The following is a 25,966-nucleotide window of genomic DNA, read 5'->3' as shown; positions in this document are numbered from 1 at the left end:
CCTTCTGGGGGCTCGATCTCAGATGGCTCGAAATTGGCATAGACCAATAGGCCGGTCAAGGGCCTTTCGCTCGGGATTGTTGGCGCAAAGTTCGCGGAGCCGGACTTACTGGGGCACCGTAGAAACAGGCAAAAGCCACCCACTGTCGGGAGACCCCCATGTCCAATCACACGTACCGGGTGACCGAGATCGTCGGCACCTCCCACGAGGGCATCGATCAGGCCATCCGCAACGGGATCGCCCGGGCGGGCCAGACCGTGCGGAACCTGGACTGGTTCGAGGTGGTCCAGGTGCGCGGCCACATCGAGAACGGGGAGATCGCCCACTACCAGGTGGGCCTCAAGGTCGGCTTCCGCCTCGAGGGCGAGGACTGAGCCCGCCGGGCCGGCCCTGCGAAGCGCCGGGGCCCGGCCCGCCGGCCGCGGTCAGGTCCGGCCCTCGACCTCCTGCGCGGACTCCAGTTCCGGCGCCTCGGCCGCCCAGTCGGCCAGGACCACCCGGAAGCCGGCGGCCCGCGCGGCCTGGCAGACGAGCTCGTCGTCGTCCACGAGCATGCGCACCTCCCGGCCGCGGGCGATCCGCCCCAGCACCTCCAGCTTGGTCGTGCGGGCCGGCCGCCGGTCCTGGTTCCCCCGCATCCACAGCCGCCCCTCGGGCAGCCCGTGCCGGGTGAGCCAGTCGACGGTGTCGGCCCGGCACCGCTCGGGGCGCCCGGTCAGGTACACCACCTCGCAGTCGGCCGCGCTCTCCGCCGCCAGCGCGACCCCGCGCGCGAGCGGCGGATCGGCCGGAGCCGCGCCGAAGAAGCCGGTCCAGTCGCGGGGGCGGCGCTCCAGGAAGTGCTGGCGATGGCCGGTGTCCGCCAGGGTGTTGTCGATGTCGAAGACGGCCAGCGGCCGAGAGGTGCGCTTCTCGCTCATCCGGCCAGCCTAGAGCCGGGCACGGACACAGGGACGAACACGGGAACGAACACGGGCGCAGCCCGGCGGACGAGGTGGTGGGGGGAATCCTGACAGCCCCAGGACGTTGACCCCTCTGTGATCCGAAAACTCTCGATACTCGACCGGTCCCGCACCCGCGAGGGCCACCCGGCCCCGCAGGCCCTGCGCGACACCGTGGAGCTGGCCCGGGCGGCCGAGGAGCTCGGTTACCACCGCTTCTGGGTGTCGGAGCACCACAGCGTGCCCGGGGTCGCGGGCTCGGCGCCGACCGTACTGGCCGCGGCCGTCGCCGGCGCGACCCGCCGGATCCGGGTCGGCACGGGCGGGGTGATGCTGCCCAACCACCAGCCGCTGGTCGTCGCGGAGCAGTTCGGGGTGCTGGAGTCGCTGTTCCCCGGCCGGATCGACATGGGGCTCGGCCGCTCGGTCGGCTTCACCAACGGCATCCGGCGCGCGCTCGGCCGGGACACCGGGGACGCCGACCGGTTCGAGGAGCAGCTGGCCGAGCTGCTGGGCTGGCTCGACGGCACCCAGCAGGCGCACCCCGAGGTGCACGCCCGCCCCGCCGAGGGGCTGCGGATACCCGCGTACGTCCTGGCCACCGGCGAAGGAGCCGGGATCGCCGCCCGGGCCGGACTGCCGCTGGTGGTGGGCGACCTGCGCTCCCGCGGCCGGGTGAGCGAGATCGTGGAGACGTACCGCAAGGAGTTCCGGCCCTCCGCCCGGGCCGCGGAACCGTACGTGGTCGTCTCCGGAACGGTGGCGGTCGCCGCCACGGCGGAGGAGGCCCGCAGCATCCTGATCCCGGAGGCCTGGTCCCTCGCGTACTCCCGCACCCGGGGCAGCTTTCCGCCGCTGCGCCCGGCGGAGGAGATCGAGGCCCTGGAGATGACCCCGAAGGAGCGGGACCTGTACGAGGGCGCCCTGGCCGGCCACATCCACGGCACCGAGGAGCAGGTGGCGGCCCAGCTCTCCGAGGTCGCCGCCCTGACGGACGCGGACGAACTCCTGGTCACCACCTCCACGTACGACCGCACGGCACTCCTGGACTCGTACGCACGGCTGGCCCGGGTCGCGGGCCTCCGGGACCCTGCGGTGGGAAGCCCCGGGATCGGGTAGCGTCGGTGAGCCGTGCCGTTGGCGGTGGTGGCGCGGGGTCAACCGATCTGTGCGAGGGGCGCGTTGAGCAGGACGACGGAAGGCCGGGGCGCACCCGGCCTCATGGTGTTGTCGATAGGGGTCGGAAGCTTCGCCGAGGGCTCCGAGCTGGAGGACCTCGGGTTCGTAGGCTCGCGCGTCAAGGAAGTGCAGGCGGCCTTCGGGCAGTTCGGCGCGGAGGGGCAAACCTCGCTGGACCGGCCGGAGGGTGAGATCGAGGCCCTATTACGGAAGTGGATCGTCGACGAGCCCGGCCCCGCCGACGTCCTCGTCGTCCACCTGATCGGCCACGGCCGGGCGGACCGCAGCGGCCGCCTCTCCTTCGTGGCGTACGACGACCGCGACGTCGACGTCGACCGGTGGATCGAGAAGGCGCAGCAGGAGGCCGAACGGGCCGGGGGCGGGGAGCGCCGCGTGGTGTTCCTCATCGACACCTGCTCGGCCGGCACCGCGACGGGCCGGCAGCCGATCTCCGAACTCGACGGCCGGCGGGGCGTGTGGTCGCTCGGGGCCTCCGTGAGCAGCTCACCGACGGAACAGGGCCGCTTCAGCGGGTGGATCGCCGCGGCGCTGGACGTGCTGCGGTACCGGGACTTCGCCCCGGACGTCGAGACGGTCGGATTCACGCGGTTCGTCAAGGAGTTGATCGCCCAGATCAAGGCGGACACCACGTGGCGCATGTCCCTCGGCTTCAGCGTGGAACAGGGTGACGGCGAGTGGCCGTTCCTGCCGAACCCGCTGACGCTGCAGAACACGCCGGAACAGATCCAGTTGCTGCGGCGCTCCCTGGGCTACGTCCCCGGCGAGGACCTGGGCGACCGGATCGCGGCGGGCGAGAAGATCACCGACGGCCTCTACTTCATCGACCGCGCCTCCGGCCGCGGCCTCTTCTCCACCGACCACGGCACGGGCTTCTTCTCGGGCCGGGCCGCCGAACTGGAGCACTACCGCACCTGGCTGGCGGGCGACAGCCCGCTGCTGACCGTCACGGGCGCGGCCGGGGCGGGCAAGTCGGGGCTGCTGGGCCTCATCGTGTGCGCGGCCCATCCCCACCTGCGCCGCACGGTCCGGGCCCTGTGGGAGCCCGCCGGACCCGATCTTCCGGAGGTTCCGGACGTCGTCGCCGTCCACGCACGACAGCGCTCGGCGCAGCAGGTGATGACGGCCATCGCGGACCAGGCGGGGCTCGTCCTGCCCACACGAGACGACCCGGATGGCGAAACCCTCGGGCAGGGCGTCGGTGGCTCCGAATCCCTCGAATGGACCCAACACCTCCTGCGTGAGGCACTCACGCAGGAGCGCAGGAACCGGCTCGTCGTGGTCGATGCCGTGGACGAGAGCACCGACCCCCGGGCGGTCCTGCGCCTGGTGTCCGGACTCATCGCACCGGCCAAGCGGGACGGGGCGGCCCCGAATGCGCCGTGCAGGATCCTGCTGGGCGGCCGACGGGAAGTGGCGGCCGAACTGTCGGGCACCACGGAGGCCTCCGGGATCGCCGTGGACCGGATCGACCTGGACACGGCTGATCCGGTCGCGCTCCAGGACGACGTGCACCGCTACGTCGAGCGGCTGCTGAAGGCCAGTAAGCCCTACTCCTACGGCCCTCCCGCGGATTTCGTCGACTACCTGGCGAAGCAGGGGGCACAGAACATCGTCCGGCGGCTGAGATCGGACGGTCTCTGGGGGCCGTTCCTGATCGCGGGTCTGTACGTCCACTACCTGGTGACCCTGAAGAACCCCCCACAGGACGAGGCCACCGCACGGGCACACACCCTGGCGGCGTCGGCGGAGCTGCCGCACCTGATGGAGGCGGTGCTCGCCGCGCGCAAGGACGAGTTCGGCTCGCTCCGCTCGGTCCTCGCCGTCCTCGCGAGGTCACAGGGAGACGGCATGCCGCGGACGACCCTGCGCCGGTGCCTGAGGGCCTTGGGCACCGATGACCTCACCGACGGGAGGTTCCTCGCCACGCTGCGGGAGGCCACGCCGTTCCTCCGTACCGGGGTCGACCCCGAGAGCGATGTGGCCCTCTACCGGATCTTCCATCAGGGACTGGCGGACTACCTGCGCGATCATCCCGTGAGTTCGGACCGGGTGGACGCCGTCCAGAGCCTCGACCTGGAGCGGCGGCTGCTGTCCGAGGCCGTCGGCCCCTTCACGGCGGATGCGAGCCGGCCGGGTGACCGTTGGGACTCGGCGGAGCCGTACGTGCTGCGGCACGCTTTGGGGCACGTGAGCCGGGCGGACTCCCCCGCGTACGCCGAAACGCTCCTCACCGATCCATACTTCCTCATCCGCTTCGACCCACGACAGGATCCCGGGGCGATCGACCTGGCACAGTCGGAGCGGGCCACTGACTACGTACGGCTGTTGAGCGTCTCGTGGCCCTCGCACTCACAGCTGAGGAACGCGTCCGACCGTGCTTCGGTGTTCGCCTTCGACGCGCACCGGCTGAACCTGCCCGAGCACCAGAAACAGTTCACCCGGATCGCACGAGAGGTCGCCTTTCAGCCTGAGGAAGCCCACACCGTGCTCTGGGCCGAGGGCGGGCAGGTGGATTCGAACGCCCGCTGCATCGAGCACCTGGACTCGGTGGTGCACCGCATCGCCTTCTCCCCTGACGGGAACCTCCTCGCGGCCGCGACGACGAGTGGGGTGAAGGTTACGGACACCGATACCCGGCAGTCCGTCGGACCTTTGCTCGGACATGCGGACACCAGGGACGTAGCCTTCTCGCCCGACGGCCGTCTGCTGGTCTTCGGAACGGAGCGCTGGACGAGGAACATCCACCTCTGGGACGTCCAGCGGCGGGCTCTCGTCGGACAGCCGTGGGAGTGCCGCACCGGAGCGATCCGCTCCCTGGCCTTCTCTCCCGACAGTCGTCACCTCGCGGTCGGCAGCGCGGACCTCGACGTCTCCGTCTGGGATGTGACCGGCGGACGCCAGGTGGAGACAGCTCGTCTGGAGTTCAGCGGGGCCGTCAGCCAAGTGTGCTTCAGCCCCGACGGGCTGCTACTCGCTGCGGGTGGATCAAGCGGCCTGACCGTTTGGCGGACCACGGACTGGCATCCGACGTCCCTGAGCACGAACAACACACAGGAAGTCGCCTTCTCGGCCGACGGCCGCCTGCTCGGCGCGCTCAACGCCGGGGGCGTCGGACTGTGGTCCGGCGAGACACTCGAATTCGTCCGCCAAGCGGGCGGAGCAAGTGGGTTCCGCGTCAGCATGGCGTTTTCGGCGGACGGATCCCTTCTGGCCATCGGTTCCTTGGACTCCCTCGACGTGGTCGACCTGGCATCGGGACGGACCGTGACCCACCCCACCGCGCCAGGCGCGTACATCAGGTCCATGGTGTTCCACCCCTCGGACCCGTCGCTGCTGGTCAGCTGTGACTCCACTGGTCAGTTACGCCTGTGGAGGACGCCCGCACAAACCGGGGCCGTCCCCCGGCTGACCCGATTCGAATCCGCCGGCGCCGTAGGCTCGCCCGACGGTCGCCTGATCGCGATCCTCAACCGGACCACGTCCTGTCTGGAACTTCGCGATCCGGCCACCGGCCACACACTCGCGTCGGCCGGGCCCATGAAGAACGCCGTCCAACTGGCCTTCTCCCCCGACAGCCAGACACTGGTCGTCGTCGCCTACACCGGCGTCCTCCATCTCATCTGCACGGGTCCCGGGCCCGTCCCACCTGCGGAGACCGTGCGGATCGACGGGAACGCCGCATCCACATCCGCGCTCGTCTTCTCCTCCGACAGCAGGCTGGTCGCGCTCGTGGTCGAGGAACCCCCTTCCCGTACGTATGCGATCAAGGTCTGGACAGTGCACGACCCGCGCCTCGTCCAGCGGATCCCGCTGCCCGGGCAGCCGGCCAGCTTCGGGTTCGCCGGGCCCGAGAAGCTGTTCGTCACCATCGACGGAGCCGTCGCCGTCTACGGCTGCGACGGCACGCGCACAGAGGAGCCCCCCGCATGACCCGCGTCCTCGGCATCCACGGCGTCCGCAACTACAAGGCCGCCGACACCACGCCCCACCTCGGCAGTGCCCGGCTGCGTGCCGACTGGCTCGCGGCGATCGGGCCGGCCGCCCCCGGGCTCGATCTGGAGACGGCCTACTACGCCGACCTGCTGCGCAGCGAGCAGCAGGGTGCGGAGCCGGCCGACGACGAGCTGGCGCTGGTCGAGCAGTGGGCAAGGGTCTGGGGGATCGACCCCAGCGGGGCGCAGGGGCGGGCCACGGGCTGGCTCCGGTGGATCTGCGGGCAGGTCGCCGAGCGGACCAAGCAGAACCCCGCCGTGGTGGAGAAGAGCGTCAAGCGGTTCTTCCCCGAGGTGGCGCGGTACTTCGCCGCCGGGCGCGGGCCCGTCCGCGAGCGGGTGAAGTCCGCGATGGTCCGGCACCGGCCGGACGTCGTCGTCGCGCATTCGCTGGGCAGCGTGGTCGCCTACGAGGCCCTGCACGACCTGGCGGGCGAAGTCGACGTGCGGCTCCTGCTGACGTTGGGCTCCCCGCTGGCGCTGCCGAACGCTGTGTTCCACCGTCTCGATCCCGGGCCGCTGGAGGGCCGCGGGGCCAGGCCTCCGGGTGTGCGGCAGTGGGTCGACATCGCGGACGTCGGGGACTTCGTGGCCGTCCCGAAGGGGGAGCTGGCCCGGGTGTTCGAGGGGGTGGAAGGGCGGCCGGACATCAGCATCGCTCCCCTGTGGCCGCACAGCGTGCTCGACTATCTGAAGCATCCGGCGGTGGCGGAGGCCATCACGGCCGTCGGCCCCTGACGCCGCCGCACGGCCGGCCAGGCCCTAAACTGGGGCGAATGCACCAGTTCACCGATCCTCAGGCCCCCCGTGACCCCTTCGTACGGGTCCGGGGCGCCCGGGAGCACAACCTGCGCGGCGTCGACGTGGACATCCCGCGCGACGCGCTGACCGTGTTCACCGGGGTGTCCGGGTCCGGCAAGAGCTCGCTCGCCTTCGGCACTCTCTACGCCGAGGCCCAGCGCCGCTACTTCGAGTCGGTGGCCCCGTACGCCCGCCGGCTCATCCACCAGATCGGCGCCCCGAAGGTGGACTCGGTCACCGGGCTGCCGCCCGCCGTCTCGCTGGAGCAGCGCCGCTCCTCCCCCGGCTCGCGCTCCTCCGTCGGCACGGTGACCCTGCTGTCCAACTCCCTGCGGATGCTGTACTCCCGCGCCGGGACCTATCCCCCCGGCGCGGAGCGGCTGGACTCCGACGCCTTCTCGCCCAACACCGCCTCCGGCGCCTGCCCTTCGTGCCACGGTCTCGGCCGGATCCACCGCACCAGCGAGGAACTCCTCGTACCCGACCCGGGCTTGTCGATCCGTCAGGGTGCGATCGCCGCCTGGCCCGGAGCGTGGCAGGGCAAGAACCTGCGGGACATCCTGGAGACGCTCGGCCACGACGTGGACCGGCCGTGGCGGGAACTGCCCGCGAAGGACCGCGAGTGGATCCTGTTCACCGAGGAGCAGCCGGTGGTGACCGTGCACCCGGTGCGGGAGGCCGAGCGGATCCAACGGCCGTACCAGGGCACGTACATGAGCGCACACCGCTACGTCATGCGGACCTTCGCCGACAGCAAGAGCGCCACTCTGCGGACGCGCGCCGAGAGGTTCCTCGCCGATTCGCCCTGCCCGGTGTGCGAAGGGCGGCGGCTGCGTCCGGAGGCGCTGGCCGTGACCTTCGCGGGACACGGCATCGCCGACCTGGCCGCGATGCCACTGACCGACCTGGACGGGGTACTCGCCGCCGCGCCCCTGGACGGGGAGGCCGCCCGGGTGCTCGCCGAGGACCTGCGCTCCCGCATCGGGCCGGTCACGGAGCTGGGACTGGGCTATCTGAGCCTGGACCGGACCGCGCCGAGCCTCTCCGCGGGCGAGCTGCAGCGGCTGAGGCTGGCGACTCAGCTGCGGTCGGGCCTGTTCGGCGTGGTGTACGTGCTGGACGAGCCGTCGGCTGGGCTGCACCCGGCCGACACCGAGGCGCTGCTCGGCGTACTGGACCGGCTGAAGGAGGCCGGGAACACCGTCTTCGTCGTCGAACACCATCTGGATGTGGTGCGGCACGCGGACTGGCTGGTGGACGTGGGGCCGCTGGCCGGGGAGCACGGCGGGCAGGTGCTCCACAGCGGTCCGCCGCAGGAGCTGGCCGGTGTGGAGGGGTCGGCGACGGCCCGGCACCTCTTCGCGGCGCGGGAGCCGGCCCCGGCGCCGCGGCCGGTGCGCGCGGCGACCGGGGCGGTCCACCTGACCGGGGTGGACCGGCACAACCTGCGGGACCTGGACGCGCGGTTCCCGCTGGGGGTGTTCACGGCCGTGACCGGGGTGTCGGGATCGGGGAAGTCCACACTGGTGGGGCAGGTGCTGGCCCGCGAGGTCGGCGAGCGGCTCGCCGAGCCGGATTTTCCCGTACGGCGGCTCGTGGAGGTGGACCAGAAGCCGATCGGCCGGACCCCGCGGTCCAACCTGGCGACGTACACGGGCCTGTTCGACGTCGTGCGGCGGCTCTTCACGGCGGCGCCGGAGTCGAAGGCCCGCGGCTGGAAGGCGGGCCGGTTCTCCTTCAACGTGGCGGGCGGCCGGTGCGAGACCTGCCAGGGCGAGGGGTTCGTGTCGGTGGAGCTGCTGTTCCTGCCGAGTACGTACGCCCCGTGCCCGGAGTGCGCCGGCGCCCGGTACAACTCCGAGACCCTGGAGGTCCGTTACGCGGGCCTGAACATCGCGGAGGTGCTCGCGCTGACGGTGGAGTCCGCGGCCGGCTTCTTCGCGGAGGTCCCGGCGGCGGCGCGCAGCCTGCGCGCGCTGCAGGACATCGGGCTGGGCTACCTGCGGCTGGGACAGCCGGCCACCGAGCTTTCGGGCGGCGAGGCGCAGCGGATCAAGCTGGCCACCGAGCTGCAGCGGCTGCGGCGGGACCACACGCTGTACCTGCTGGACGAGCCGACGACCGGGCTGCATCCCGCCGATGTACGGGTGCTGCTACGGCAGTTGCACGGGCTGGTGGACGCCGGGCACTCGGTGGTGGTCGTGGAGCACGACATGGACGTGGTGGCGGGCGCGGACTGGGTGATCGACCTGGGTCCGGGCGGCGGTACGGCGGGCGGCCGGGTCGTCGCGGAGGGCACCCCGGCGCAGGTGGCGGCGGCGGGCCGGGGCCGTACGGCGTCCTACCTGGCGCGGGCGCTCGACGGGTAGGGGCGGACGGGCTCCGCGGCCCGACCGGGACGACCGGGACAACCGGGACGGCGGGGACGGCGGTCGGGTGGCGCTCAGAAGGCGGTGGCCGAGACGCGCAGCAGGTTGTGGTCCGAGACCTTCGTGTCGAGGGGGAGGGCGTCGGCGCTCGCGCCCCGGAAGTGCGGGGCGCTGAAGAAGAGGTAGTCGAGCTTCTTCGCGCCGAAGGTCGTCTCGCCCGACCGGCACGCGGTAGTGGAGGCGGGCGGGCAGACCGCGGGGTCGAAGAACGCCGGGTCGTTCTCGTCGGCCTCGATGAAGGATCCGTGGGCGCCGTCTCCTCGTTCCGGCAGGTAGAAGCGCGACAGCGTGGCCGTGCGCGGGGAGTGGTTGAAGTCCCCTCCGAGGACGACGGCGAATCCGTCGTCCAGCCACTTGCGGGCCTGCTCCGCCAGCCGGTCGGCCTCGGGTACGGCGAGGGTCCCGTCGTCCCAGTAGAGGTGGACCGAGCAGGACCAGGTGGGCCGGTCCGAGAGGGAGGCCAGGGCGCAGGGCACCGTGATCGGTTCGCGCTCGCCGCCCACGGTCAGGTCGAGGTCGGCCGTGTCCGAGACCGGGCCGCGCACGAGGACGGCGTTCCCGTACGCGTGGCCGGCGCAGATGGCCGGGTTCCCGGGCGGCAGGGTGGCGGAGTAGAACCCGCCGTAGCCGAGCGGACCCAGACGGTCGAGGAGCGCCTCGTACTGGTGCTCGCACACTTCCTGGAGGAAGAGCTGGTCGGCACCCCAGCCCCCGGGGTCGGCCTCGGCGGCCACGGCCGCGATCCGGCGCTCCGCGTCGTAGGCCGGACCGGAGCACATGTTGCCGCAGATGTTGTAGCTGGTCAGCCGGACGATGCCGGCAGCGGTGCCGGCTTCGGCGGCGGCTCGGACGGTGGCGGGGACGGTGGCGGGGGCTGCCGCGGCGGGAGGTCCGGGCGCGGCGAGGACGCAGAGGGCGGAGGTGAGGGTGACGGCGAGGACGGCCAGGGCGGCAGGGGTTCGGCGCACACCCGTGAGCCTTCCCGCGGGCGCCTCCGCTACCCCAACACCGGCTGGTCGCAGGGAAGATGACCTCCACGGAAGGCCCGTCCCGATCACCGGGGGCCGCAGGCCTACACGTCCCCCGGCAGCAGGTGCTGCGGCAGTTCGCGGAAGCTCCACCGGCCCCGGCGCCGGGTGAACTCCCAGACGAGGTCGTAGCGGTCGGGCCAGGTCGCGGGGATGCCGGGGACCTGATGGGCGCCGAGGGCCCGGATCAGGCGGGGGACGCCGTGGTGTTCCCAGCAGACGAGTACGGGCATGGGCGCGGCCAACACGGCCTGGACGAGGGCTGGTTCGGCGCCGACGGCGAACTCGCGGCGGACGGGGGTGCGCAGCGCGGTGGCCAGCGCCGCCACGGTCTGCCTGCACCGCGCGGGGGCACGGTCCTTGCCGCCGGCCGCGAAGACGGCGGCGGGGCGGGGCAGCGAGAAGCCCTTGGCGGGCGGGAAGAGGCGCGGGAGCTGCTCGGCCCGGCGCCAGCCGCGGCCGGCCAGCGAGCCGGGATCGTCCTCGCCCTCCTCGTCCCGGCCGGAGTCACCGGCGTACGGCTTCTCCGCGTGCCGGATCACCATGATCAGGGCGTCCTTGGGCCCGGCCTCCGGGCCGGCCGCAGGGGTGCGCGTGTCGTCCCCGCCGGAGCAGCCGGCCGCGGCCAGCGGGGCGAGGGCGGCGGCCAGTACGGCTCGACGGCGCGGTCCGGACCCGGTGGGGGCTTCTGGCATGGGGTCACTGTCCCCCATGGCCCGGGCGCCGCCGGGCCGCGGCGCGGGCCGGGCCGCGCCGGTCAGCCGATCGGCGCAGGGCCGGCCCCCGCGGGCGCCCGTACGGGAGGTCGGTCAGGCCGCTGCGGGAGCCCCGCCCCCGCGTCGCGGGACGCTCAGCGGGGGCCCTTGCGTACCGCCCGCAGCCACTCCTTGTTCATCGCCGCGATCGACGGCAGCGGGATGCCCTTCGGGCAGGCCGTGGCGCATTCCCCGGTGAGGGTGCAGCCGCCGAAGCCCTCGTCGTCCATCCGGGCCACCATGTCCAGCACCCGGGTCTCCCGCTCCGGCGAGCCCTGCGGGAGGACGTTCAGGTGGTTGACCTTGGCGGAGGTGAAGAGCATCGCCGAGCCGTTGGGGCAGGCCGCCACGCACGCGCCGCAGCCGATGCACTCGGCGTGCTCGAAGGCGAAGTCGGCGTCGGCCTTGGGTACGGCGGTGGCGTGGGCCTCGGGGGCGGCGCCGGTCGGGGCGGTGATGTAGCCGCCGGCCTGGATGATCCGGTCGAAGGCGCCGCGGTCGACGACGAGGTCCTTGACCACCGGGAAGGCCGCGGCCCGCCACGGCTCGACGTCGATCGTGTCGCCGTCGGCGAAGGACCGCATGTGCAGCTGACAGGTGGTGGTGCGCTCCGGGCCGTGGGCGTCGCCGTTGATGACGAGGCTGCAGGCGCCGCAGATGCCCTCGCGGCAGTCGTGGTCGAAGGCGACCGGGTCCTCACCGCGCAGGATGAGGTCCTCGTTGAGGGTGTCGAGCATCTCCAGGAAGGACATGTCCTCGGAGATCCCGTCGACCTCGTACGAGGCCATGTGGCCGGGGGCGTCGGCGCCGCGCTGGCGCCAGACGCGCAGGGTGAGCTTCATGCGTAGCTCCGCTGGGTGGGGTGGACGTACTCGAAGACGAGGTCTTCCTTGTGCAGGACGGGGGCGGCGCCGGTGGCGGTGAACTCCCAGGCGGCGGCGTAGGAGAAGGCCTCGTCCTGGCGGGCCGCCTCGCCGTCCGGGGTCTGGGACTCCTCGCGGAAGTGGCCGCCGCAGGATTCGGCGCGGTGGAGTGCGTCGAGGCACATCAGCTCGGCGAGTTCGAGGTAGTCGACGATGCGGTTGGCCTTCTCCAGCGACTGGTTGAACTCTTCGCCGCTGCCCGGGACCTTGATCCGGCGCCAGAACTCCGCGCGGATCTCGGGGATGCGGTCGAGTGCCTTGCGCAGCCCGTCCTCACTGCGGGCCATACCGCAGTACTCCCACATGAGTTCGCCGATCTCGCGGTGGAAGGAGTCGGGGGTGCGGTCGCCGTCGACGGCGAGCAGCCGCGCGAGCCGCTCGCGGGTCTCGCGTACGACGGCCACCGCCTCGGGGTGGTCGTCGTCCACCGTGTCCCGGTGCGGGTGCCGCGCCAGGTAGTCGTTGATCGTGGACGGCAGGACGAAGTAGCCGTCGGCGAGGCCCTGCATCAGGGCGGAGGCGCCGAGGCGGTTGGCGCCGTGGTCGGAGAAGTTGGCCTCGCCGATCGCGAACAGGCCGGGGACGGTCGTCTGGAGGTCGTAGTCGACCCACAGGCCGCCCATCGTGTAGTGCACGGCGGGGTAGATCCGCATGGGGACCTCGTACGGGTTCTCCGCGGTGATCCGCTCGTACATCTCGAAGAGGTTGCCGTACTTCTCGGCGACCTTGTCCCGGCCCATGCGGCGGATGGCGTCGGCGAAGTCGAGGTAGACGCCCTGGCCGCCGGGGCCGACGCCGCGGCCCTCGTCGCAGACGTTCTTCGCGGCGCGGGAGGCGATGTCGCGGGGCACGAGGTTGCCGAAGGAGGGGTAGATCCGCTCCAGGTAGTAGTCGCGCTCCGCTTCGGGGATCTCGGCCGCGGGGCGGGTGTCGCCCTTGGCCTTGGGGACCCAGATCCGGCCGTCGTTGCGCAGGGACTCGCTCATCAGGGTGAGCTTGGACTGGTGGTCGCCGGTGCGCGGGATGCAGGTGGGGTGGATCTGGGTGAAGCAGGGGTTGGCGAAGTACGCGCCGCGCCGGTGCGCCCGCCAGACGGCGGTCGCGTTGGAGTTCATGGCGTTGGTGGAGAGGTAGAAGACGTTGCCGTAGCCGCCGCTCGCCAGGACCACCGCGTCGGCGTAGTGGGTGGAGATCTCGCCGGTGATCAGGTCGCGGGCCACGATGCCGCGGGCCACGCCGTCGACGACGACCAGGTCGAGCATCTCGGTGCGGGCGTGCATCTCGACGTTGCCCGCGGCGATCTGCCGGGAGAGCGCCTGGTAGGCGCCGAGGAGGAGCTGCTGGCCGGTCTGGCCGCGGGCGTAGAAGGTGCGGGAGACCTGGACGCCGCCGAAGGAGCGGGTGTCGAGGAGTCCGCCGTACTCACGGGCGAAGGGGACGCCCTGGGCCACGCACTGGTCGATGATCTCGACGGAGATCTGGGCGAGGCGGTGCACGTTGGACTCGCGGGCGCGGAAGTCGCCTCCCTTGACGGTGTCGTAGAAGAGGCGGTGCACGGAGTCGCCGTCGTTGCGGTAGTTCTTGGCCGCGTTGATGCCGCCCTGGGCCGCGATGGAGTGGGCCCGGCGCGGGGAGTCGGAGAAGCAGAACTGGACGACGTGGTAGCCCTGTTCGGCCAGGGTGGCGCCGGCCGCGCCGCCCGCGAGACCCGTGCCGACGACGATGACGGTGTGCTTGCGGCGGTTGGCCGGGTTGACCAGCTTGGCCTCGAAGCGGCGGCGGTCCCAGCGGTCGGCGATCGGGCCTTCGGGGGCCTTGGTGTCGGCGACGGGCGCACCGGTGGTGTGGTTCGCGTAGCTGTTCACGGTCAGTTCACCACTCCGGTCATGACGGCGACGGGCACCGAGACGAAGCCCGCGAAGAGGACGAGGGCGAGGGCGTTGGCGAGGGACTTCAGCGTCCGGTCGCGGCGGGCGTTGCCCGCGCCGAGGGTCTGGGCGGCGCTCCAGAAGCCGTGCCGGACGTGCAGGCCGAGCGCGGCCATCGCCACGATGTAGATCGTGTTCCCGTACCAGGTGGAGAAGGTGGCGAGGACGTTCTCGTACGGGTGGCCGGCCCAGGCACGCTGGTTGACGGTGAGCGTGGTGAGGTCGAGCAGGTGCCAGACGATGAAGAGGCCGAGGATGATGCCGCCCCAGCGCATGGTGCGGGTGGCGTAGCTCGCGCGGCGGCGCTTGTGCGCGTACTTGACGGGGCGGGCCTTGATGTCGCGCCGGCTGAGCTGGTAGGCGGACACGGCGTGCGCGACGACCGCGGCGAGGAGCACCACGCGGACGATCCACAGGGCCCACTCGTGGTGGAGGAAGGGCGCGCCGAGGGTGCGCAGCCAGTGGGCGTAGCCGTTGAACTCGTCCGAGCCGAAGAAGATCTTGAGGTTGCCGAGCATGTGCACGACGAGGTAGCCGAGCATGATCAGGCCGGAGACGGCCATCACGGACTTCTTGCCGACGGAGGAGTCCCAGAGTGTGCGCGTGGTGGACGGCCGTCGACCCGTCCGCGTTGCCAGAGCCATGTCTTCGACGTTAGGGACCGAGGTCCCGAAAGGTCCAAGACATGAAGGAGCTCAAATCGATAGGGATTGCCTATGAGGCGGGTTACGCTGGGCCGATGCAGTTCCAGCAGCTCCTGTACTTCGTGGCCGTCGCCGAGACCCGGCACTTCACCCGGGCCGCGGAGCGGGTGCACGTGGCCCAGCCCTCGCTCTCCCAGCAGATCAAGGCGCTCGAACGGGAACTGGGAGCCGAGCTCTTCAGCCGGGCGCGGGGCAACATCACGCTCACCGATGCCGGCGAGACGCTGCTGCCGCTGGCCCGGCGGATCCTGGCGGACGCGGACACCGCGCGGCTGGAGGTGCAGGAACTGGCACAGCTGCGGCGGGGGCGGGTCCGGCTGGGCGCCACCCCGAGCGTGTGCACCGGCCTGCTGCCGGACGTGCTGCGGGCCTTCCACGCCGCGCATCCGGGGATCGAGCTGCTGATCGAGGAGAGCGGTTCGCTGGACCTCGTACGGGAGCTCGCGCGCGGGGCCCTGGACCTCGCCCTGATCGCGCTGCCGCTGCCGCCCTCGGCTCCGGCCCTGACCACGGTGGAACTGCTGACGGAGGACCTGGTGGTGGTCTCGTCGACGGAGCGGCCTGCGCCGGGCGGGGGCGGCGAGCTGACCATACGGGGCCTGCGCGACGAGCCGATGGTGATGTTCCGGCACGGCTACGACCTGAGGGAGCTGACCGTGGCGGCCTGCCGCGCGGAGGGCTTCGAGCCGGTCTTCACCGTGGAGGGCGGCGAGATGGACGCGGTCCTGGGCTTCGTCCGGGCCGGGCTGGGCATCGCGGTGGTCCCGGCGATGGTGGTGGACCGCGCCGGTCCCGGTCTGCGGGCGACCCCGCTGGCCGGCTCCCCGCTGCGCCGCACGGTGGCCCTGGCCCACCGCACCGATGTGGCTCCTCCGCGTGCGGCCCGCGAGCTGAAGCGCATGCTGGTGGGCTGACCTCTTTGGGGTGGTCGGGGGCGGGGCCGGGGCGGCTGGGGGTCGGGGCGGTGGGCCGGGGCCGGGGCATGGCCGGGCTAAGGCCGGGGTATGAGCAGGGCCTTGTCGAGGCCGTCGGCCAGCATCCCGAAGGCCCGATCGGCGTCGGCCACGGCGGCCGGGTGGGCCTGGTCGGCGCTCCGGCCGGCGTCGAGCCGCCGCCAGTTCTCCCGGCCGAGCTCGTGGCGAACGGCCACCAGGTGGATCGCCGCCAGCCGGGCGGTGAGCGGCGGGACCGACTCCGCCTCGAGCACGGCGGCGAGCAGCTCCACCTCCCGGTCGGTGTAGTGGCCGATCCGGGCCTGCAGGCTGGCGGTGCTGTAGAGCAGCCGCTGGAAGGCGAGCACCCCGGGGTGCTCGCACAGCCCGGTGATCGGGTCCCGCTCGGCGAGGGCCGCCAGGAAATGGGCGTGCAGCGCGCCCACCGGCGTCTGGCCCGCGGGCCGCTCGCGCACGATGCGCGCCGCCTCGTCCTGGTGGTCGGCGAACCGGTCGAGCAGCAGGTCCTCCTTGCTCGGGAAGTAGCGGAAGAGGGTGGGCTTGGAGACCTCGGCCGCGGCGGCGACGTCCGCCACCGACACGGCGTCGAAGCCCCGCTCCAGGAAGAGCTCCAGTGCCGTCGCCGCCAGCTGGCGGCGCGTACGGAGCTTCTTGCTCTCGCGCAGACCTGTCGTGTTCTCCATGCCTCACAGCGTAGCACGAATTGGTGACCAAGTTATTTTTTTAACCGGGTTGCTTTTTTGGGTGGGGTCGGCTTTCCTTGAGACATCGACGAGGAGAGGACATCCGATGACCGACGTATTGATCGTGGGCTCCGGCCCCACCGGACTGACACTGGCCTGCGATCTCGCGCTGCGCGGAATCGCCGTGCGCGTCATCGACCAGCGGCCGGCACCCCACCGCGAATCCCGCGGCAAGGGACTGCAACCGAGCAGCCTCGAGATCTTCCGGGGACTCGGCGCGGCCGATCCCCTGATCTCCACCGGCAACAGCAAGGTGGTCCTGCGCAAGTACTTCGACGGAGCACACGTCAACGACACCGTCGTCGACGCCGGCTTACTGATCGGGCAGTGGCAGATCGAGGAGGCGCTGCGCGACCGGCTCGCCGGGCTGGGCGTGCGGGTCGAGTGGGGGTCTCCGCTCGCCGGAATCACCCAGGACGCGGCGGGGGTCAGCGCCGGGCTCGCGGACTCCACCGTGATCGGGGCCCGCTACCTCGCCGGGTGCGACGGCGGGCACAGCACCACCCGCAAGCTCCTCGGCATCCCCTTCGAGGGAAGCGCGGAAGCCGAGCCCGCGATGGTGCTCGGGGACGTCAGGGCACCCGGACTCGGCCGGGACGTCTGGCACCAGTGGTTCACCTCGGAAGGCGCCGGGATACTGCTCTGCCCCATGCCGGGGACGGACACCTTCCAGCTGCAGGCCTCGCCCGAGCAGGACGAGCACGGCGAACCGCTGCCGCCCTCGCTGGAGAGCTTCCAGCGACTCTTCGACCGGCACGCCCGGATGCCCGGGATACGGCTCGCGGATCCCACCTGGCTCTCCTCCTGGCGGGTCAACGTCCGTATGGCCACGCGGATGCGGGAGGGCCGGGCCTTCCTCGCCGGGGATGCCGCGCACGTGCACCCCATAGCCGGCGGGCTCGGCATGAACACCGGGATCCAGGACGCCGCCGCCCTCGGCCGGACGCTGGCCGCCGCTCTCGGCGGGCCGGCCGGGGAGGACGTACTCGACGGGTACGAGGCCGAGCGGCTGCCCGTGGCCGCCGAGGTCCTGGCCGACACGGCCCGGCGGTACGAGCGGGTCATGGAAGCCGTCCGGACACCCGGCCGCGGGACGGAGGCCGGCCTGGACTGACCGGGCGGGTCGGGGCAGGGCCAGGGCCAACCGGAGGCTGCCCGGGTCGCCTCCGGCATGGGCTGCAGCCCGGGCAGCGGCTCCTACTCGGGCTCAGGTGGTCGTGGAGGTGATGTCAGGAAGGCGTGGGCACCGCGTCCGAGAGGGAGAGGGCGTGGATGCGGTCCGGGGCTCCGGGGCGGGCGTAGTACCAGCCCTGGGCGGTGTCGCAGCCGAGGGCGCGCAGCTGGGCGGCCTGGGCTCCGGTCTCCACGCCCTCGACGGTGACGGCGAGTTCGAGGCTGTGGGCGAGGGCGACGATCCCCTCCACGATCTTGACGTCGACCGGATTGGCGGGCTGCTGCTGCATCCCCTGGGTGAAGGAGCGGTCGAGCTTGAGGACGCTGACCGGCAGGCGGCGCAGATTGGCGAGGTTCGAGTAGCCGGTGCCGAAGTCGTCGAGCGCGATGTCCACGCCCAGGGCGGCGAGCCGGCGCAGCGGTTCCAGGAGTTCGTCGTCGGCCCCTATCAGGGCGGATTCGGTGACCTCCAGGCACAGGGCGCCCGGGGCGAGTCCGGACTTCTCCAGCACCGCGACGGTGTCGGCGACCAGGCCCGGGTGGTGCAGCTGGGTCGGCGAGAGGTTGACGTTGACCCGGAGGGCCGAGCCGCCGTTCTGGCCCTGCCAGATCCGGGCCTGGCGGACCGACTCCTCCAGCACCCAGCGGCCGAGCGGCACGATCAGCCCGGTCCGTTCGGCGAGCGGGATGAAGCGGTCCGGGCCGAGCACCCCGTACTGCGGGTGCGACCAGCGCACCAGGGCCTCCGCCCCGCGCACGCTGCCGTCGCGCATGTGGACCAGGGGCTGGTACTCGATGAAGAACTCGCCGCGTTCCAGTGCCGCAGGCAGGGCGTTGGTCAGCCCGTGGCGGGTGATCGCGCGGGCGTCGGCCTCGGCGTCGGCGAATTCGAAGCGGTTGCCGCCGGCCGCCTTGGCCCGGTACATGGTGATGTCGGCGCTGCGCAGCACCTCCGCCGGGGTGCGCTCCTTCGCCGGGCCCTCGACGATCCCGATGCTGCCCCGGACCGTCAGCTCCCGGCCCTCCAGCCGGATCGGCGTCGACAGGGCGGAGAGGATGCGGACGGCGAGGTCGGTCACCTTCTGCTCGGTGTCGGGGCCGGTGGTCAGCGCGACGAACTCGTCGCCGCCGAGCCGGGCGACGACCTCGCCGGGGCCGGTCGCGCAGCTCTGCAGCCGGTCGGCGACCTCCACCAGCAGCCGGTCGCCCGCCGAGTGCCCGAGGCTGTCGTTGACCGCCTTGAAGCCGTCCAGGTCCAGGTAGCACAGGCCGTAGCGGCTGCCGCCGGCCCCGGCGAGGGCCTTTTCGAGCCGTTCGAAGAACAGCGTCCGGTTGGGCAGTCCGGTGAGGGCGTCGTGGGTGGCCTCGTAGCGCAGGCGCAGGTTCAGCAGCCGGCGTTCGGTGGTGTCCTCCATCAGCGCCAGCTGGTACTGCGGCTTGCCGTCGGCGTCGCGCAGCAGCGACACGGTGAGGTTGGTCCAGAGGACGGTTCCGTCGTGCCGGTAGTACGGCTTCTCCACGCGGTAGCTCTCGCGCTCGCCGCGCACCAGCTCCCCGTACATCCGCCAGACGTGCGGGGTGTCGTCCGGGTGGCCCCACTCGCTGACGTTGCGGCTGCGGACATGGCCCTCCAGGCCGCCGAACATCTGCAGGAGCGTGTCGTTGACCTCCAGCACGTTCCCGTCGAGGTCGGCGATGCCGATGCCGACGGCCGCGCCCTCGAAGACGGCCCGGAAGCGCTCCTCGCTCGCGTGCAGGGCCTGCTGGGCGTCGGTGCGGGCGGTCAGCGCGGAGCGGGCGATGGCTTCCTGCTCCCGGAGGGTGCGCTCGCGCAGGGCCCGGGCGTATCCCGCCGCGATGCCGTGCTGGAGCCGGGCACAGCGCGACCGGTACTCCTCGGTGCCCTCCACACCGCAGCCCTCGGGTCCCTCCGGGCCGCAGTAGAGCACCAGGTACGACTCGACCACGCCGAGGGTGCCGGCCAGGGCCTCGGGGTCGGTGCAGTGCACGGCGACGAGTTCCGCCCCGACGCGCTGGGCGACGGCGGCGTCGAAGGGCCGGGCGTGCAGGGCCTCGGTGAGCGTCCGGGTGAGCGGCACCAGGTGCCGCTCGAACTCGGTGCGGGTCAGCGAGGTGGCCGTGACGGGGAAGATCGCCCGGCCCCAGATGGTGGCGAAGCGGGCGATCCGGTCCTCGATGCCCCCGTGGGGGGCCGCGGCGGCACCGGCGGCCGGTGCCGCCGGTTGCGTCGGTGGCGCTGCGGCCGGTACCGCGGCCGGAGCGAGGGCGGACGCCACGGCAACGTCCGGCGCGCCCGCGGTCTGTGCCGGAAGTCTCACGCCTTGCGTCCCACTCCGCCGAAGCCGGAAAAGGCGTACGGGTCCTCCGGCGTCTCGCCCTCCGCCTCGCCGCCGGGGCGGTCCGGGCGCCAGTCGGGCATGGAGACCAGTCCGGGTTCCAGCAGCTCGAAGCCGTCGAAGAAGCCGGCGATCTGCTGCCCGGTGCGCATGACGAGCGGGTTGCGGATGTCCCGGTAGACGTCGACGACGCCGCCCGCGACCTCCTCCGTGAGCGGGATCCCCTCGTACGAGGCGTGCGTGAGGATCAGCAGGCTGCCGGGGGCCAGGGCGTCGCGCAGTCCGGCGACGGCGGCGTACGGGTCGTCCGAGTCCTCCAGGAAGTGCAGGACGGCGACGAGCAGCAGGGCGACCGGGCGTTCGAGGTCGAGCAGCCGGCCGACCTCGGGGGCGGCCAGGATCTCCTTGGGCTTGCGCAGGTCGGCGGCGACGATGTCGGTGCGGTCGTCCCCGTCGAGGACGGCCCGGCTGTGCGCGACGGCCACCGGGTCGTGGTCGACGTAGACCACGCGGGCCTCGGGGCTGGCGGCCTGGGCGACCTCGTGGACATTGCCGAAGGTGGGGATGCCGGAGCCGATGTCGAGGAACTGCGTGACGCCCTCGGCCACGGCGTGCCGGACGGCGCGGCGCATGAATGCCCGGTTGGCCTGCATGATCTTGGGCAGTCCCGGCATGAATTCCATGGCGCGGCGGGCCGCCTGGCGGTCGACCTCGAAATTGTGGGACCCGCCCAGGTAGTAATCGTAGATGCGGGACACGCTCGGCACCGATATGTCGATACCTGGCGGGGCCCAGGCGGGGCGCTCCATCGGGGTCTCCAAGCGTTGTTCCTGCGGCGGTCCGTCCGAGGTCGGACTCCTGTCCGAGCCGAATGTACTGATCATTGCCCAACAGGGCGAGCAAAAGCGGAAATTGGCGATCCGTTCTTCGTCACACACCAAAGGCGTCCGGCGCGCCCCGTGGGGCGAATGACCGATACCGACAAATCCCTTTTGAGAATTGACCGGCGGGTGATCGGGCTCGCTGCGGGACCGTCCCATGACTGGCTCAAACCTCACGGGTCGCGGCTCCACCCGTTCGGGCGAACCGGGGCCGAGCCTCGCGTGCGCGGGCGCGCGCGAGCCCATGCTCCCCGGGTGAACAGAGCCTGTGCCCAGCGTCTGCTGGCGGTCCCGGTCCTGCTGTGGGCGGCCCTGGCCGCCGCACCGGCCGTGGCTGATAGCTGCGCCTACGCGACGACCTGCTCCGGCGACGCCGCGACCGCCACCGTGGTGGTCGCGGTGGCCGGCGGAGGCGGCCGCGGAGGCGGTTCGGGTGGCGGACATCACGGTGCCGACCGCGGCTCCGGCCACGGAAGGGACCGTGAAAAGGACCGCGGAAGGGAGCACGGAAGGGAGCACGGCGGGGGCCGTGGGGGCGATCACGGCGGGGGCCGTCACGGCGGTCCCCACTGCCCGCCGCCGCCTCCGCCACCGCCGTGCCCGCCGAAGCCGCCGCCACCCCCGCCGCCTCCGCCGAAGCCCACGCCGCCGCCCGAGCCGCCGCCCCCTCCGCCACCGCCCAAACCCACGCCCACGCCCGCCCCGCCTCCGCCGCCCAAGCCGGCGCCCAAACCCGTACCCAAGCCCGTCATTCCCCCACCACCACCGCCGAAACCGGCGCCCCAGCCGCCCCGCGCGGCCAAGGCTCCCGCACCTCCCCCACCCGCCCCCGTGGTGACTCCACCACCGCCGAAGCCGGTGGCCCGCCCGGCGTACCACGCGCCGGCCCGCAAACCGGTGGAGCACCGCATCTCGCCGGTGACCTTCACCCTGCTGACCGCGGCTCCCGCGGTGCTCGCGATCGTCGCGCTGCGCCCGCGCTAGCCAGCCCCACCTGAAACCGATCGGGAGTCATCTTGTCGGAATGGCTCGTCCTGTCCCTCGCGATGGCCGCGGCCTGTGCCGTGGTGCTGTCCATCGCCTTCTTCAATCACCGCAGGATCGGCGAGGACGACGATCCGAACGAAACCCCGGACGTCATCGAGTACATGACGATGATGATCGGCGTGATCTACGCGATCGTGCTGGGCCTGGCGATCGCGGGAGTCTGGGAGGGGCGCGGCGCCGCCCAGGAGTACGTGCGCCAGGAGGCGCAGGCCCTGCACGAGATCAGTGTCCGCTCCGAGGTCTACCCGGCCGAGGTGCGCAAGAAGATCCGGTCCGACGTCGACGCGTACGTGACGTACGTGGTGGACACCGAGTGGAAGGAGATGGCCGACCACGGCGTCCTCACGGACCGCGGCGGTGAGCTGCTGGAACGTATCCGCCGGGACGTCACCGACTACGAGCCGCAGACCGACCACGAGGGGCAGGCGTACCAGCCGCTGGTCGACCAGGTCGCGGTGGCGGACGACGCCCGCAGTGCCCGCGGCCAGAGCGCCGGGGCCACGATGCCGGGCGTGGTGTGGTTCGGCCTGATCGCGGGCGCCCTGGTGACGGTGGGGCTGATCTTCACGCTGCAGATCAGGCGGTCGTTCCGGGAGCTGCTGCTGGCCGGCCTGTTCAGCGCGCTCATCGCGTTCCTGCTGTTCCTGATCTGGGACTTCGACGCGCCCTTCGGGCGGGGCATCGCGGCCACCGCCGAACCCTTCCTCGCGCAGTTCCCGCACCTGGACCTCGGCGGCTGACAGCCGTCCGGCAGGCGGCAGGCAGGCGGCCGGCCGCCGCCCGGCAAACCGGGGACGGGCCTCCCGTCCCCGGTTCGGCCTACGGCCATGCCCCATTCGCCCGTTCCTGATCGCGGGTCACCGCACCCGCACCTAGCGTGGCGGACATCGAGGCGCACGACCCCCCACGTGCGGAAACCGTTCCGCGGCTGCTCCTCGGGGATCCGGAGACTCAAGCATGGGTGCGATACGCAGCTCCGCCATCGTTCTGCTCAGCGCCGGCGCCACGGGCGCCGTACTCGCGCTCGGCGCCCTCGGCGCGTCCGGCGCGGCCGCGGCCGAGGCCCGGCAGGTCACCTCGTTCGGCTTCACGCTCACCCCCTCCACCGTGGCCCCGGGCGGTCAGACGGTGCTCGCGGTCAGCGGCTGCAACGCCGCCTACTCCACCGCATCCTCCGGGGTATTCGACACCGTGAGCATCGCGCGCGGGCAGACCGTGCGGGTCAACGTGGACCGGGACGCCCGGCGCGGGGCCGTCTACTCCGTCTCCTTCACCTGCAACGGGGAGACCGGGTCGGCCGACCTGACGATCGCCGGCGGCACGACCCGGCCGACCACGAGTTCCACGCGGACCGCCACCATCACCGCCACGAGGGCCGTCAATCCCACGAACGCCACCGTCGCCAATTCCGCCCGAGGCGTCCGCGGCGGCCTCGGCGGCAGTGTGGCCGGCATGGATCCGGTGGAGCTCGGCGCCGGCGCCGGCCTCTTCCTCGCCGCCGCGGCCGGCACCGCGTACGCCCTGCGCCGCAGGGGCTCGGGCCGCGGCCACTGAAGAAACCCGCCCGTGTCCCCCGCTTCCGGGAACACGGGCGGGGACCGCCTGACCGGGGAGGCGGTCCGGTCAGGCCCGGCTGCGGAGCGGACGGCGACGGCGCACCACGTGGGCCCCCGCGCCGAGCGCCGCGGCGCCGACGAGGCTCGCGCCGATGGCGGTCTCGGCGGTGGACGGGCCGAAGGATCCGCCGATGCCGCCCTGCGAGGGGTTGCCTTCGAGGATGGTGAAGCGGTGCGTGGCGACCAGGGGGTTGTCGTTGCACCGGACCGACAGCGTGTGGTGGCCGGGCGAGGCGTGGTTGAAGATCCGGACGTTCGCGAAGCCGATCGACCCGGCGGACAGGTTGGCCGGCGGAAAGTTTCCGTGCGAGGTGACGGTACCGCCGTGTCCGCAACCCGCCGCGCTCACCTGCATCGTGGATCCCTGGTGCACGGAATACGGGTTGACCGAGATGTTGCTGGGACCGCCGCCGCCGTTCCCGCCCTGACCACCGGGGTTCTGGTTCGCGGAGGCGAACGGGACACTGAGGCCGATCGCGGCGCAGGCTGCCGCCGTCACGGTAAGAGCGCGCAAGACACGCATGGTGGAACCTCCAGCGGGAAGCGCCCCGGAGCGTCGGCCCCGGATGATCGACGAGAACGCCTCCCACGTCGAACCCTCCGGTGGCCCCGCAAGCTCCGCATTTCCGGCTTTGGGCCGCCCGGTTGAGCGACACGCCGAAGCGCGGACGACGGAGCTGACGGATCCGCAGGTCACGACCCGTCAGGCATTTATGTGACGATTACCTGGATGGGCGCACCTCTTCCGGCCCCCTCCGGCGCCGCGGCCACCCGTTCGCACCTTCCCCCTCGCCGTCCCGCCGACTCGCACTTAGCGTGCGTGAGGTAGGGCGTACAGGGGCGGGACAGGAACGCGGGTCGGGACCCCCGCGTCGGGAAGGGAGAACGATGGGCGAGGACGAGACCGGGCAGTCACGCAAACGCTCACCGTGGGGCGTACTCGCCCTGGTCATGCTCACCGGCCTCGCCATGGTGCGGAACGGGGTGGACGTCGGCGGCGGACCGCCCCAGCCCACCGCGGCCTCGGCCGTGGCGGTGACGGCCGACCAGCTGCCGGCGAATCCGCCGCTGCCGCCCGCGGGCATGGAGGTGCTGGAGCACTCGTCGGTGCAGCGCATCCGGATTCCCACGATCAACGTGGACGCGCCGGTGATGACGGTCGGGCTGGACGCACAGGGCTGGATCGACGCTCCGCCGCCGCAGGACCGCAATCTCGCCGGCTGGTACCTGAACGGCATCTCGCCGGGCCAGCGCGGCTCGGCGGTGATCGTGGGCCACGTGGACAACGCGCAGGGCCCGGCGGTCTTCTACGGCCTGGGCTCGGTCAAGCAGGGCAACCGCATCGAGGTGCAGCGGTACGACGGGCGCACGGCCGTGTTCGAGGTCTACGGCGTGGAGGTGTTCTCCAAGGAGGCCTTCCCCGGAGCCCGGGTGTACGGGGACACCGGGCACCCGGAACTCCGGGTGATCACGTGCGGCGGCGGCTACTCGAAGGCCCGGGGCTACGACGGCAACGTGGTCGTCTTCGCCCGCATGGTGGAGGCCCGCTGAGTCCTCACCGGCCCGGACCGGCCCCGCTCAGCGGGGCGGCAGCGTCGGAAGGGTCATCCGGTAGCCCCGCGCCAGCAGTTGGGGCAGGTACGAGGAGATCGCCTGGACGCTCTGCGAGCGGTTGCCGCCCGCGTCGTGCGACAGGACGATCACGCCGGGTCCCGCGCCGCCGAGGACCCGGGAGATGATCGTGCCGGTCCCGGGTTCCTTCCAGTCCAGGGTGTCCACGGTCCAGGCGAGCGGCTCCATGCCCAGCTCGGCCCCGATCTCGAAGGCGGCCCGGTTCCACGCCCCGTACGGCGCCCGGAACCACACCGGCGCCTCGCCGACGGTCTGCTGGACGACCTCGCTCGTGCGGCCGATCTCGGAGGCGAGGGCGGGCCGGCTGAGCTTGGGGATGAGCGGGTGGGTCCAGGTGTGGTTGCCGATGACGTGCCCTTCGGCGACCATCCGGCGCAGCAGGTCCGGGTGCTCCGCGGCCATCTCCCCGCAGACGAAGAACATGGCGCGTACGCCGTACCGGGCGAGGGTGTCGAGGATGCCCGGGGTGTAGCGGGGATCGGGGCCGTCGTCGAAGGTGAGGACCATGGCGCTCGCCGTGGTCGCGTCGGCCGGGAGCTCCAGAATGGGCCGGGTCCGGACGGCCGGCTTCGCGGTGCCCTGCCGGGCGGGGGCGTCGGCGGTCATGGGGCGCAGCCGGTAGGACTTCTCGGGCAGTCCCTGGGGGAAGGCGGCCCCCGGTGCTCCCGCCGCGGGATTCGGGCCCGGCCCGGCGGCGCCACCCGGAGCACCGCCGGCACCGCCCGCCCGCGGCACGCCGGGCGTACCGGGCGTGCCGCCCTCGCCGCCCGAGGAGACCAGGCCGGCGGCGGCCGCGACCCCGAGGAAGACGGCGGTACGCAGGAGCGCGCGCCGCCCTACTGTCGGCTCGTCATTTTTCATTA

At 72.4% G+C, this 25,966-nt stretch carries 22 protein-coding genes; 11 read left to right on the top strand and 11 right to left on the bottom strand.

All coding sequences use genetic code 11. The features are described from left to right. The first annotated feature begins 158 nt into the window (after positions 1-158). A complete protein-coding gene (locus tag ACIPYQ_RS24310; RefSeq protein WP_030663252.1) occupies positions 159-374 on the top strand; it encodes a dodecin in 216 nt (71 codons plus the stop codon). A 51-nt stretch (positions 375-425) separates the two neighbouring features. Here ACIPYQ_RS24310 and ACIPYQ_RS24305 read toward each other — a convergent pair whose 3' ends face one another. Beyond that, complete coding sequence (locus ACIPYQ_RS24305) at positions 426-920, bottom strand: hypothetical protein (protein WP_361759286.1); 495 nt, start codon at positions 918-920, stop codon at positions 426-428. A gap of 117 nt (positions 921-1,037) precedes the next feature. On the opposite strand from ACIPYQ_RS24305, the gene ACIPYQ_RS24300 reads away from it, so the two are divergent. The 4 genes from ACIPYQ_RS24300 (at position 1,038) to ACIPYQ_RS24285 (ending at position 9,303) form a co-directional block, all read left to right on the top strand. Then, positions 1,038-2,060 (top strand): LLM class flavin-dependent oxidoreductase, encoded by a 1,023-nt coding sequence (locus ACIPYQ_RS24300; protein ID WP_401254756.1) that lies wholly within the window; start codon positions 1,038-1,040, stop codon positions 2,058-2,060. A gap of 63 nt (positions 2,061-2,123) precedes the next feature. After that, positions 2,124-6,071: a hypothetical protein gene (locus ACIPYQ_RS24295; protein WP_401254753.1), complete on the top strand. Its 3,948-nt coding sequence runs from the start codon at positions 2,124-2,126 to the stop codon at positions 6,069-6,071. Beyond that, positions 6,068-6,871 carry a hypothetical protein gene (locus tag ACIPYQ_RS24290; RefSeq protein ID WP_401254750.1) on the top strand — a complete coding sequence of 268 codons (804 nt, stop codon included), beginning with the start codon at positions 6,068-6,070 and terminating at the stop codon, positions 6,869-6,871. Before ACIPYQ_RS24295 ends, ACIPYQ_RS24290 begins: the two co-directional genes overlap by 4 nt. A 38-nt stretch (positions 6,872-6,909) precedes the next feature. Continuing rightward, positions 6,910-9,303 (top strand): ABC transporter, encoded by a 2,394-nt coding sequence (locus tag ACIPYQ_RS24285; RefSeq protein ID WP_401254748.1) that lies wholly within the window; start codon positions 6,910-6,912, stop codon positions 9,301-9,303. A gap of 74 nt (positions 9,304-9,377) precedes the next feature. Here the strand turns inward: ACIPYQ_RS24285 and ACIPYQ_RS24280 are convergent, their stop codons facing one another. From ACIPYQ_RS24280 to ACIPYQ_RS24260, 5 genes are all read right to left on the bottom strand, one after another. Further along, positions 9,378-10,331: an endonuclease/exonuclease/phosphatase family protein gene (locus ACIPYQ_RS24280; protein ID WP_401254745.1), complete on the bottom strand. Its 954-nt coding sequence runs from the start codon at positions 10,329-10,331 to the stop codon at positions 9,378-9,380. A gap of 104 nt (positions 10,332-10,435) precedes the next feature. Beyond that, entirely contained in the window at positions 10,436-11,086 is a 651-nt protein-coding gene (locus tag ACIPYQ_RS24275; RefSeq protein WP_401254742.1) for a hypothetical protein, read from the bottom strand. 155 nt (positions 11,087-11,241) lie between these two features. Continuing rightward, positions 11,242-11,988 carry a succinate dehydrogenase/fumarate reductase iron-sulfur subunit gene (locus tag ACIPYQ_RS24270; RefSeq protein WP_327265641.1) on the bottom strand — a complete coding sequence of 249 codons (747 nt, stop codon included), beginning with the start codon at positions 11,986-11,988 and terminating at the stop codon, positions 11,242-11,244. Further along, positions 11,985-13,934: a fumarate reductase/succinate dehydrogenase flavoprotein subunit gene (locus tag ACIPYQ_RS24265; protein ID WP_401254738.1), complete on the bottom strand. Its 1,950-nt coding sequence runs from the start codon at positions 13,932-13,934 to the stop codon at positions 11,985-11,987. The genes ACIPYQ_RS24270 and ACIPYQ_RS24265 overlap by 4 nt, the downstream gene beginning before the upstream one ends. A gap of 2 nt (positions 13,935-13,936) precedes the next feature. Further along, positions 13,937-14,641: a succinate dehydrogenase gene (locus tag ACIPYQ_RS24260; RefSeq protein WP_401254735.1), complete on the bottom strand. Its 705-nt coding sequence runs from the start codon at positions 14,639-14,641 to the stop codon at positions 13,937-13,939. Positions 14,642-14,736: 95 nt separating this feature from the next. On the opposite strand from ACIPYQ_RS24260, the gene ACIPYQ_RS24255 reads away from it, so the two are divergent. Next, a complete protein-coding gene (locus ACIPYQ_RS24255; RefSeq protein WP_361759313.1) occupies positions 14,737-15,615 on the top strand; it encodes a LysR substrate-binding domain-containing protein in 879 nt (292 codons plus the stop codon). Between the two features lie 77 nt (positions 15,616-15,692). On the opposite strand, the gene ACIPYQ_RS24250 is transcribed toward ACIPYQ_RS24255, so the two are convergent. Next, a complete protein-coding gene (locus ACIPYQ_RS24250) occupies positions 15,693-16,337 on the bottom strand; it encodes a TetR/AcrR family transcriptional regulator (protein ID WP_401254732.1) in 645 nt (214 codons plus the stop codon). A 106-nt stretch (positions 16,338-16,443) separates the two neighbouring features. Here ACIPYQ_RS24250 and ACIPYQ_RS24245 point away from each other — a divergent pair, with 106 nt between their 5' ends. After that, on the top strand, positions 16,444-17,511 hold the full coding sequence (locus ACIPYQ_RS24245; RefSeq protein WP_362235612.1) for an FAD-dependent monooxygenase: 1,068 nt from the start codon (positions 16,444-16,446) through the stop codon (positions 17,509-17,511). Positions 17,512-17,626: 115 nt separating this feature from the next. Here the strand turns inward: ACIPYQ_RS24245 and ACIPYQ_RS24240 are convergent, their stop codons facing one another. Together ACIPYQ_RS24240 and ACIPYQ_RS24235 are read right to left on the bottom strand one after the other, a co-directional pair. Beyond that, complete coding sequence (locus ACIPYQ_RS24240) at positions 17,627-19,768, bottom strand: EAL domain-containing protein (RefSeq protein WP_361759434.1); 2,142 nt, start codon at positions 19,766-19,768, stop codon at positions 17,627-17,629. Positions 19,769-19,905: 137 nt separating this feature from the next. Further along, the gene (locus ACIPYQ_RS24235) at positions 19,906-20,736 is read right to left on the bottom strand and encodes an SAM-dependent methyltransferase (protein WP_401255037.1); all 831 of its coding nucleotides are present in this window, start codon (positions 20,734-20,736) and stop codon (positions 19,906-19,908) included. 906 nt (positions 20,737-21,642) lie between these two features. On the opposite strand from ACIPYQ_RS24235, the gene ACIPYQ_RS24230 reads away from it, so the two are divergent. From ACIPYQ_RS24230 to ACIPYQ_RS24220, 3 genes are all read left to right on the top strand, one after another. Then, entirely contained in the window at positions 21,643-21,792 is a 150-nt protein-coding gene (locus tag ACIPYQ_RS24230; protein ID WP_401254728.1) for a hypothetical protein, read from the top strand. Positions 21,793-21,824: 32 nt separating this feature from the next. Further along, positions 21,825-22,595, top strand: coding sequence for a hypothetical protein (locus ACIPYQ_RS24225; protein ID WP_361759324.1), 771 nt, complete (start codon positions 21,825-21,827; stop codon positions 22,593-22,595). Between the two features lie 217 nt (positions 22,596-22,812). Further along, on the top strand, positions 22,813-23,409 hold the full coding sequence (locus tag ACIPYQ_RS24220; protein ID WP_361759327.1) for a hypothetical protein: 597 nt from the start codon (positions 22,813-22,815) through the stop codon (positions 23,407-23,409). 69 nt (positions 23,410-23,478) lie between these two features. Here ACIPYQ_RS24220 and ACIPYQ_RS24215 read toward each other — a convergent pair whose 3' ends face one another. Beyond that, on the bottom strand, positions 23,479-23,994 hold the full coding sequence (locus ACIPYQ_RS24215; protein WP_401254725.1) for a hypothetical protein: 516 nt from the start codon (positions 23,992-23,994) through the stop codon (positions 23,479-23,481). A gap of 365 nt (positions 23,995-24,359) precedes the next feature. Here ACIPYQ_RS24215 and ACIPYQ_RS24210 point away from each other — a divergent pair, with 365 nt between their 5' ends. Continuing rightward, positions 24,360-25,022: a class F sortase gene (locus ACIPYQ_RS24210; RefSeq protein ID WP_401254722.1), complete on the top strand. Its 663-nt coding sequence runs from the start codon at positions 24,360-24,362 to the stop codon at positions 25,020-25,022. 27 nt (positions 25,023-25,049) lie between these two features. Here ACIPYQ_RS24210 and ACIPYQ_RS24205 read toward each other — a convergent pair whose 3' ends face one another. Then, complete coding sequence (locus ACIPYQ_RS24205) at positions 25,050-25,964, bottom strand: polysaccharide deacetylase family protein (protein WP_361759336.1); 915 nt, start codon at positions 25,962-25,964, stop codon at positions 25,050-25,052. Positions 25,965-25,966: the final 2 nt, after the last annotated feature.

Source organism: Streptomyces sp. NPDC090045, from assembly GCF_044747975.1.
GTDB lineage: Bacteria > Actinomycetota > Actinomycetes > Streptomycetales > Streptomycetaceae > Streptomyces.
This window is presented reverse-complemented; position numbering and strand designations above follow the sequence as displayed.

What these genes read in the sequence shown, in the direction of transcription:
- ACIPYQ_RS24310 (WP_030663252.1), top strand. Translation starts at nt 159, where the DNA reads ATGTCCAATCACACGTACCGGGTGACCGAGATCGTCGGCACCTCCCAC.
- ACIPYQ_RS24305 (WP_361759286.1), bottom strand. Translation starts at nt 920, where the DNA reads ATGAGCGAGAAGCGCACCTCTCGGCCGCTGGCCGTCTTCGACATCGAC.
- ACIPYQ_RS24290 (WP_401254750.1), top strand. Translation starts at nt 6,068, where the DNA reads ATGACCCGCGTCCTCGGCATCCACGGCGTCCGCAACTACAAGGCCGCC.
- ACIPYQ_RS24285 (WP_401254748.1), top strand. Translation starts at nt 6,910, where the DNA reads ATGCACCAGTTCACCGATCCTCAGGCCCCCCGTGACCCCTTCGTACGG.
- ACIPYQ_RS24275 (WP_401254742.1), bottom strand. Translation starts at nt 11,086, where the DNA reads ATGCCAGAAGCCCCCACCGGGTCCGGACCGCGCCGTCGAGCCGTACTG.
- ACIPYQ_RS24270 (WP_327265641.1), bottom strand. Translation starts at nt 11,988, where the DNA reads ATGAAGCTCACCCTGCGCGTCTGGCGCCAGCGCGGCGCCGACGCCCCC.
- ACIPYQ_RS24260 (WP_401254735.1), bottom strand. Translation starts at nt 14,641, where the DNA reads ATGGCTCTGGCAACGCGGACGGGTCGACGGCCGTCCACCACGCGCACA.
- ACIPYQ_RS24255 (WP_361759313.1), top strand. Translation starts at nt 14,737, where the DNA reads ATGCAGTTCCAGCAGCTCCTGTACTTCGTGGCCGTCGCCGAGACCCGG.
- ACIPYQ_RS24250 (WP_401254732.1), bottom strand. Translation starts at nt 16,337, where the DNA reads ATGGAGAACACGACAGGTCTGCGCGAGAGCAAGAAGCTCCGTACGCGC.
- ACIPYQ_RS24245 (WP_362235612.1), top strand. Translation starts at nt 16,444, where the DNA reads ATGACCGACGTATTGATCGTGGGCTCCGGCCCCACCGGACTGACACTG.
- ACIPYQ_RS24235 (WP_401255037.1), bottom strand. Translation starts at nt 20,736, where the DNA reads ATGGAGCGCCCCGCCTGGGCCCCGCCAGGTATCGACATATCGGTGCCG.
- ACIPYQ_RS24220 (WP_361759327.1), top strand. Translation starts at nt 22,813, where the DNA reads ATGGGTGCGATACGCAGCTCCGCCATCGTTCTGCTCAGCGCCGGCGCC.
- ACIPYQ_RS24215 (WP_401254725.1), bottom strand. Translation starts at nt 23,994, where the DNA reads ATGCGTGTCTTGCGCGCTCTTACCGTGACGGCGGCAGCCTGCGCCGCG.
- ACIPYQ_RS24210 (WP_401254722.1), top strand. Translation starts at nt 24,360, where the DNA reads ATGGGCGAGGACGAGACCGGGCAGTCACGCAAACGCTCACCGTGGGGC.
- ACIPYQ_RS24205 (WP_361759336.1), bottom strand. Translation starts at nt 25,964, where the DNA reads ATGAAAAATGACGAGCCGACAGTAGGGCGGCGCGCGCTCCTGCGTACC.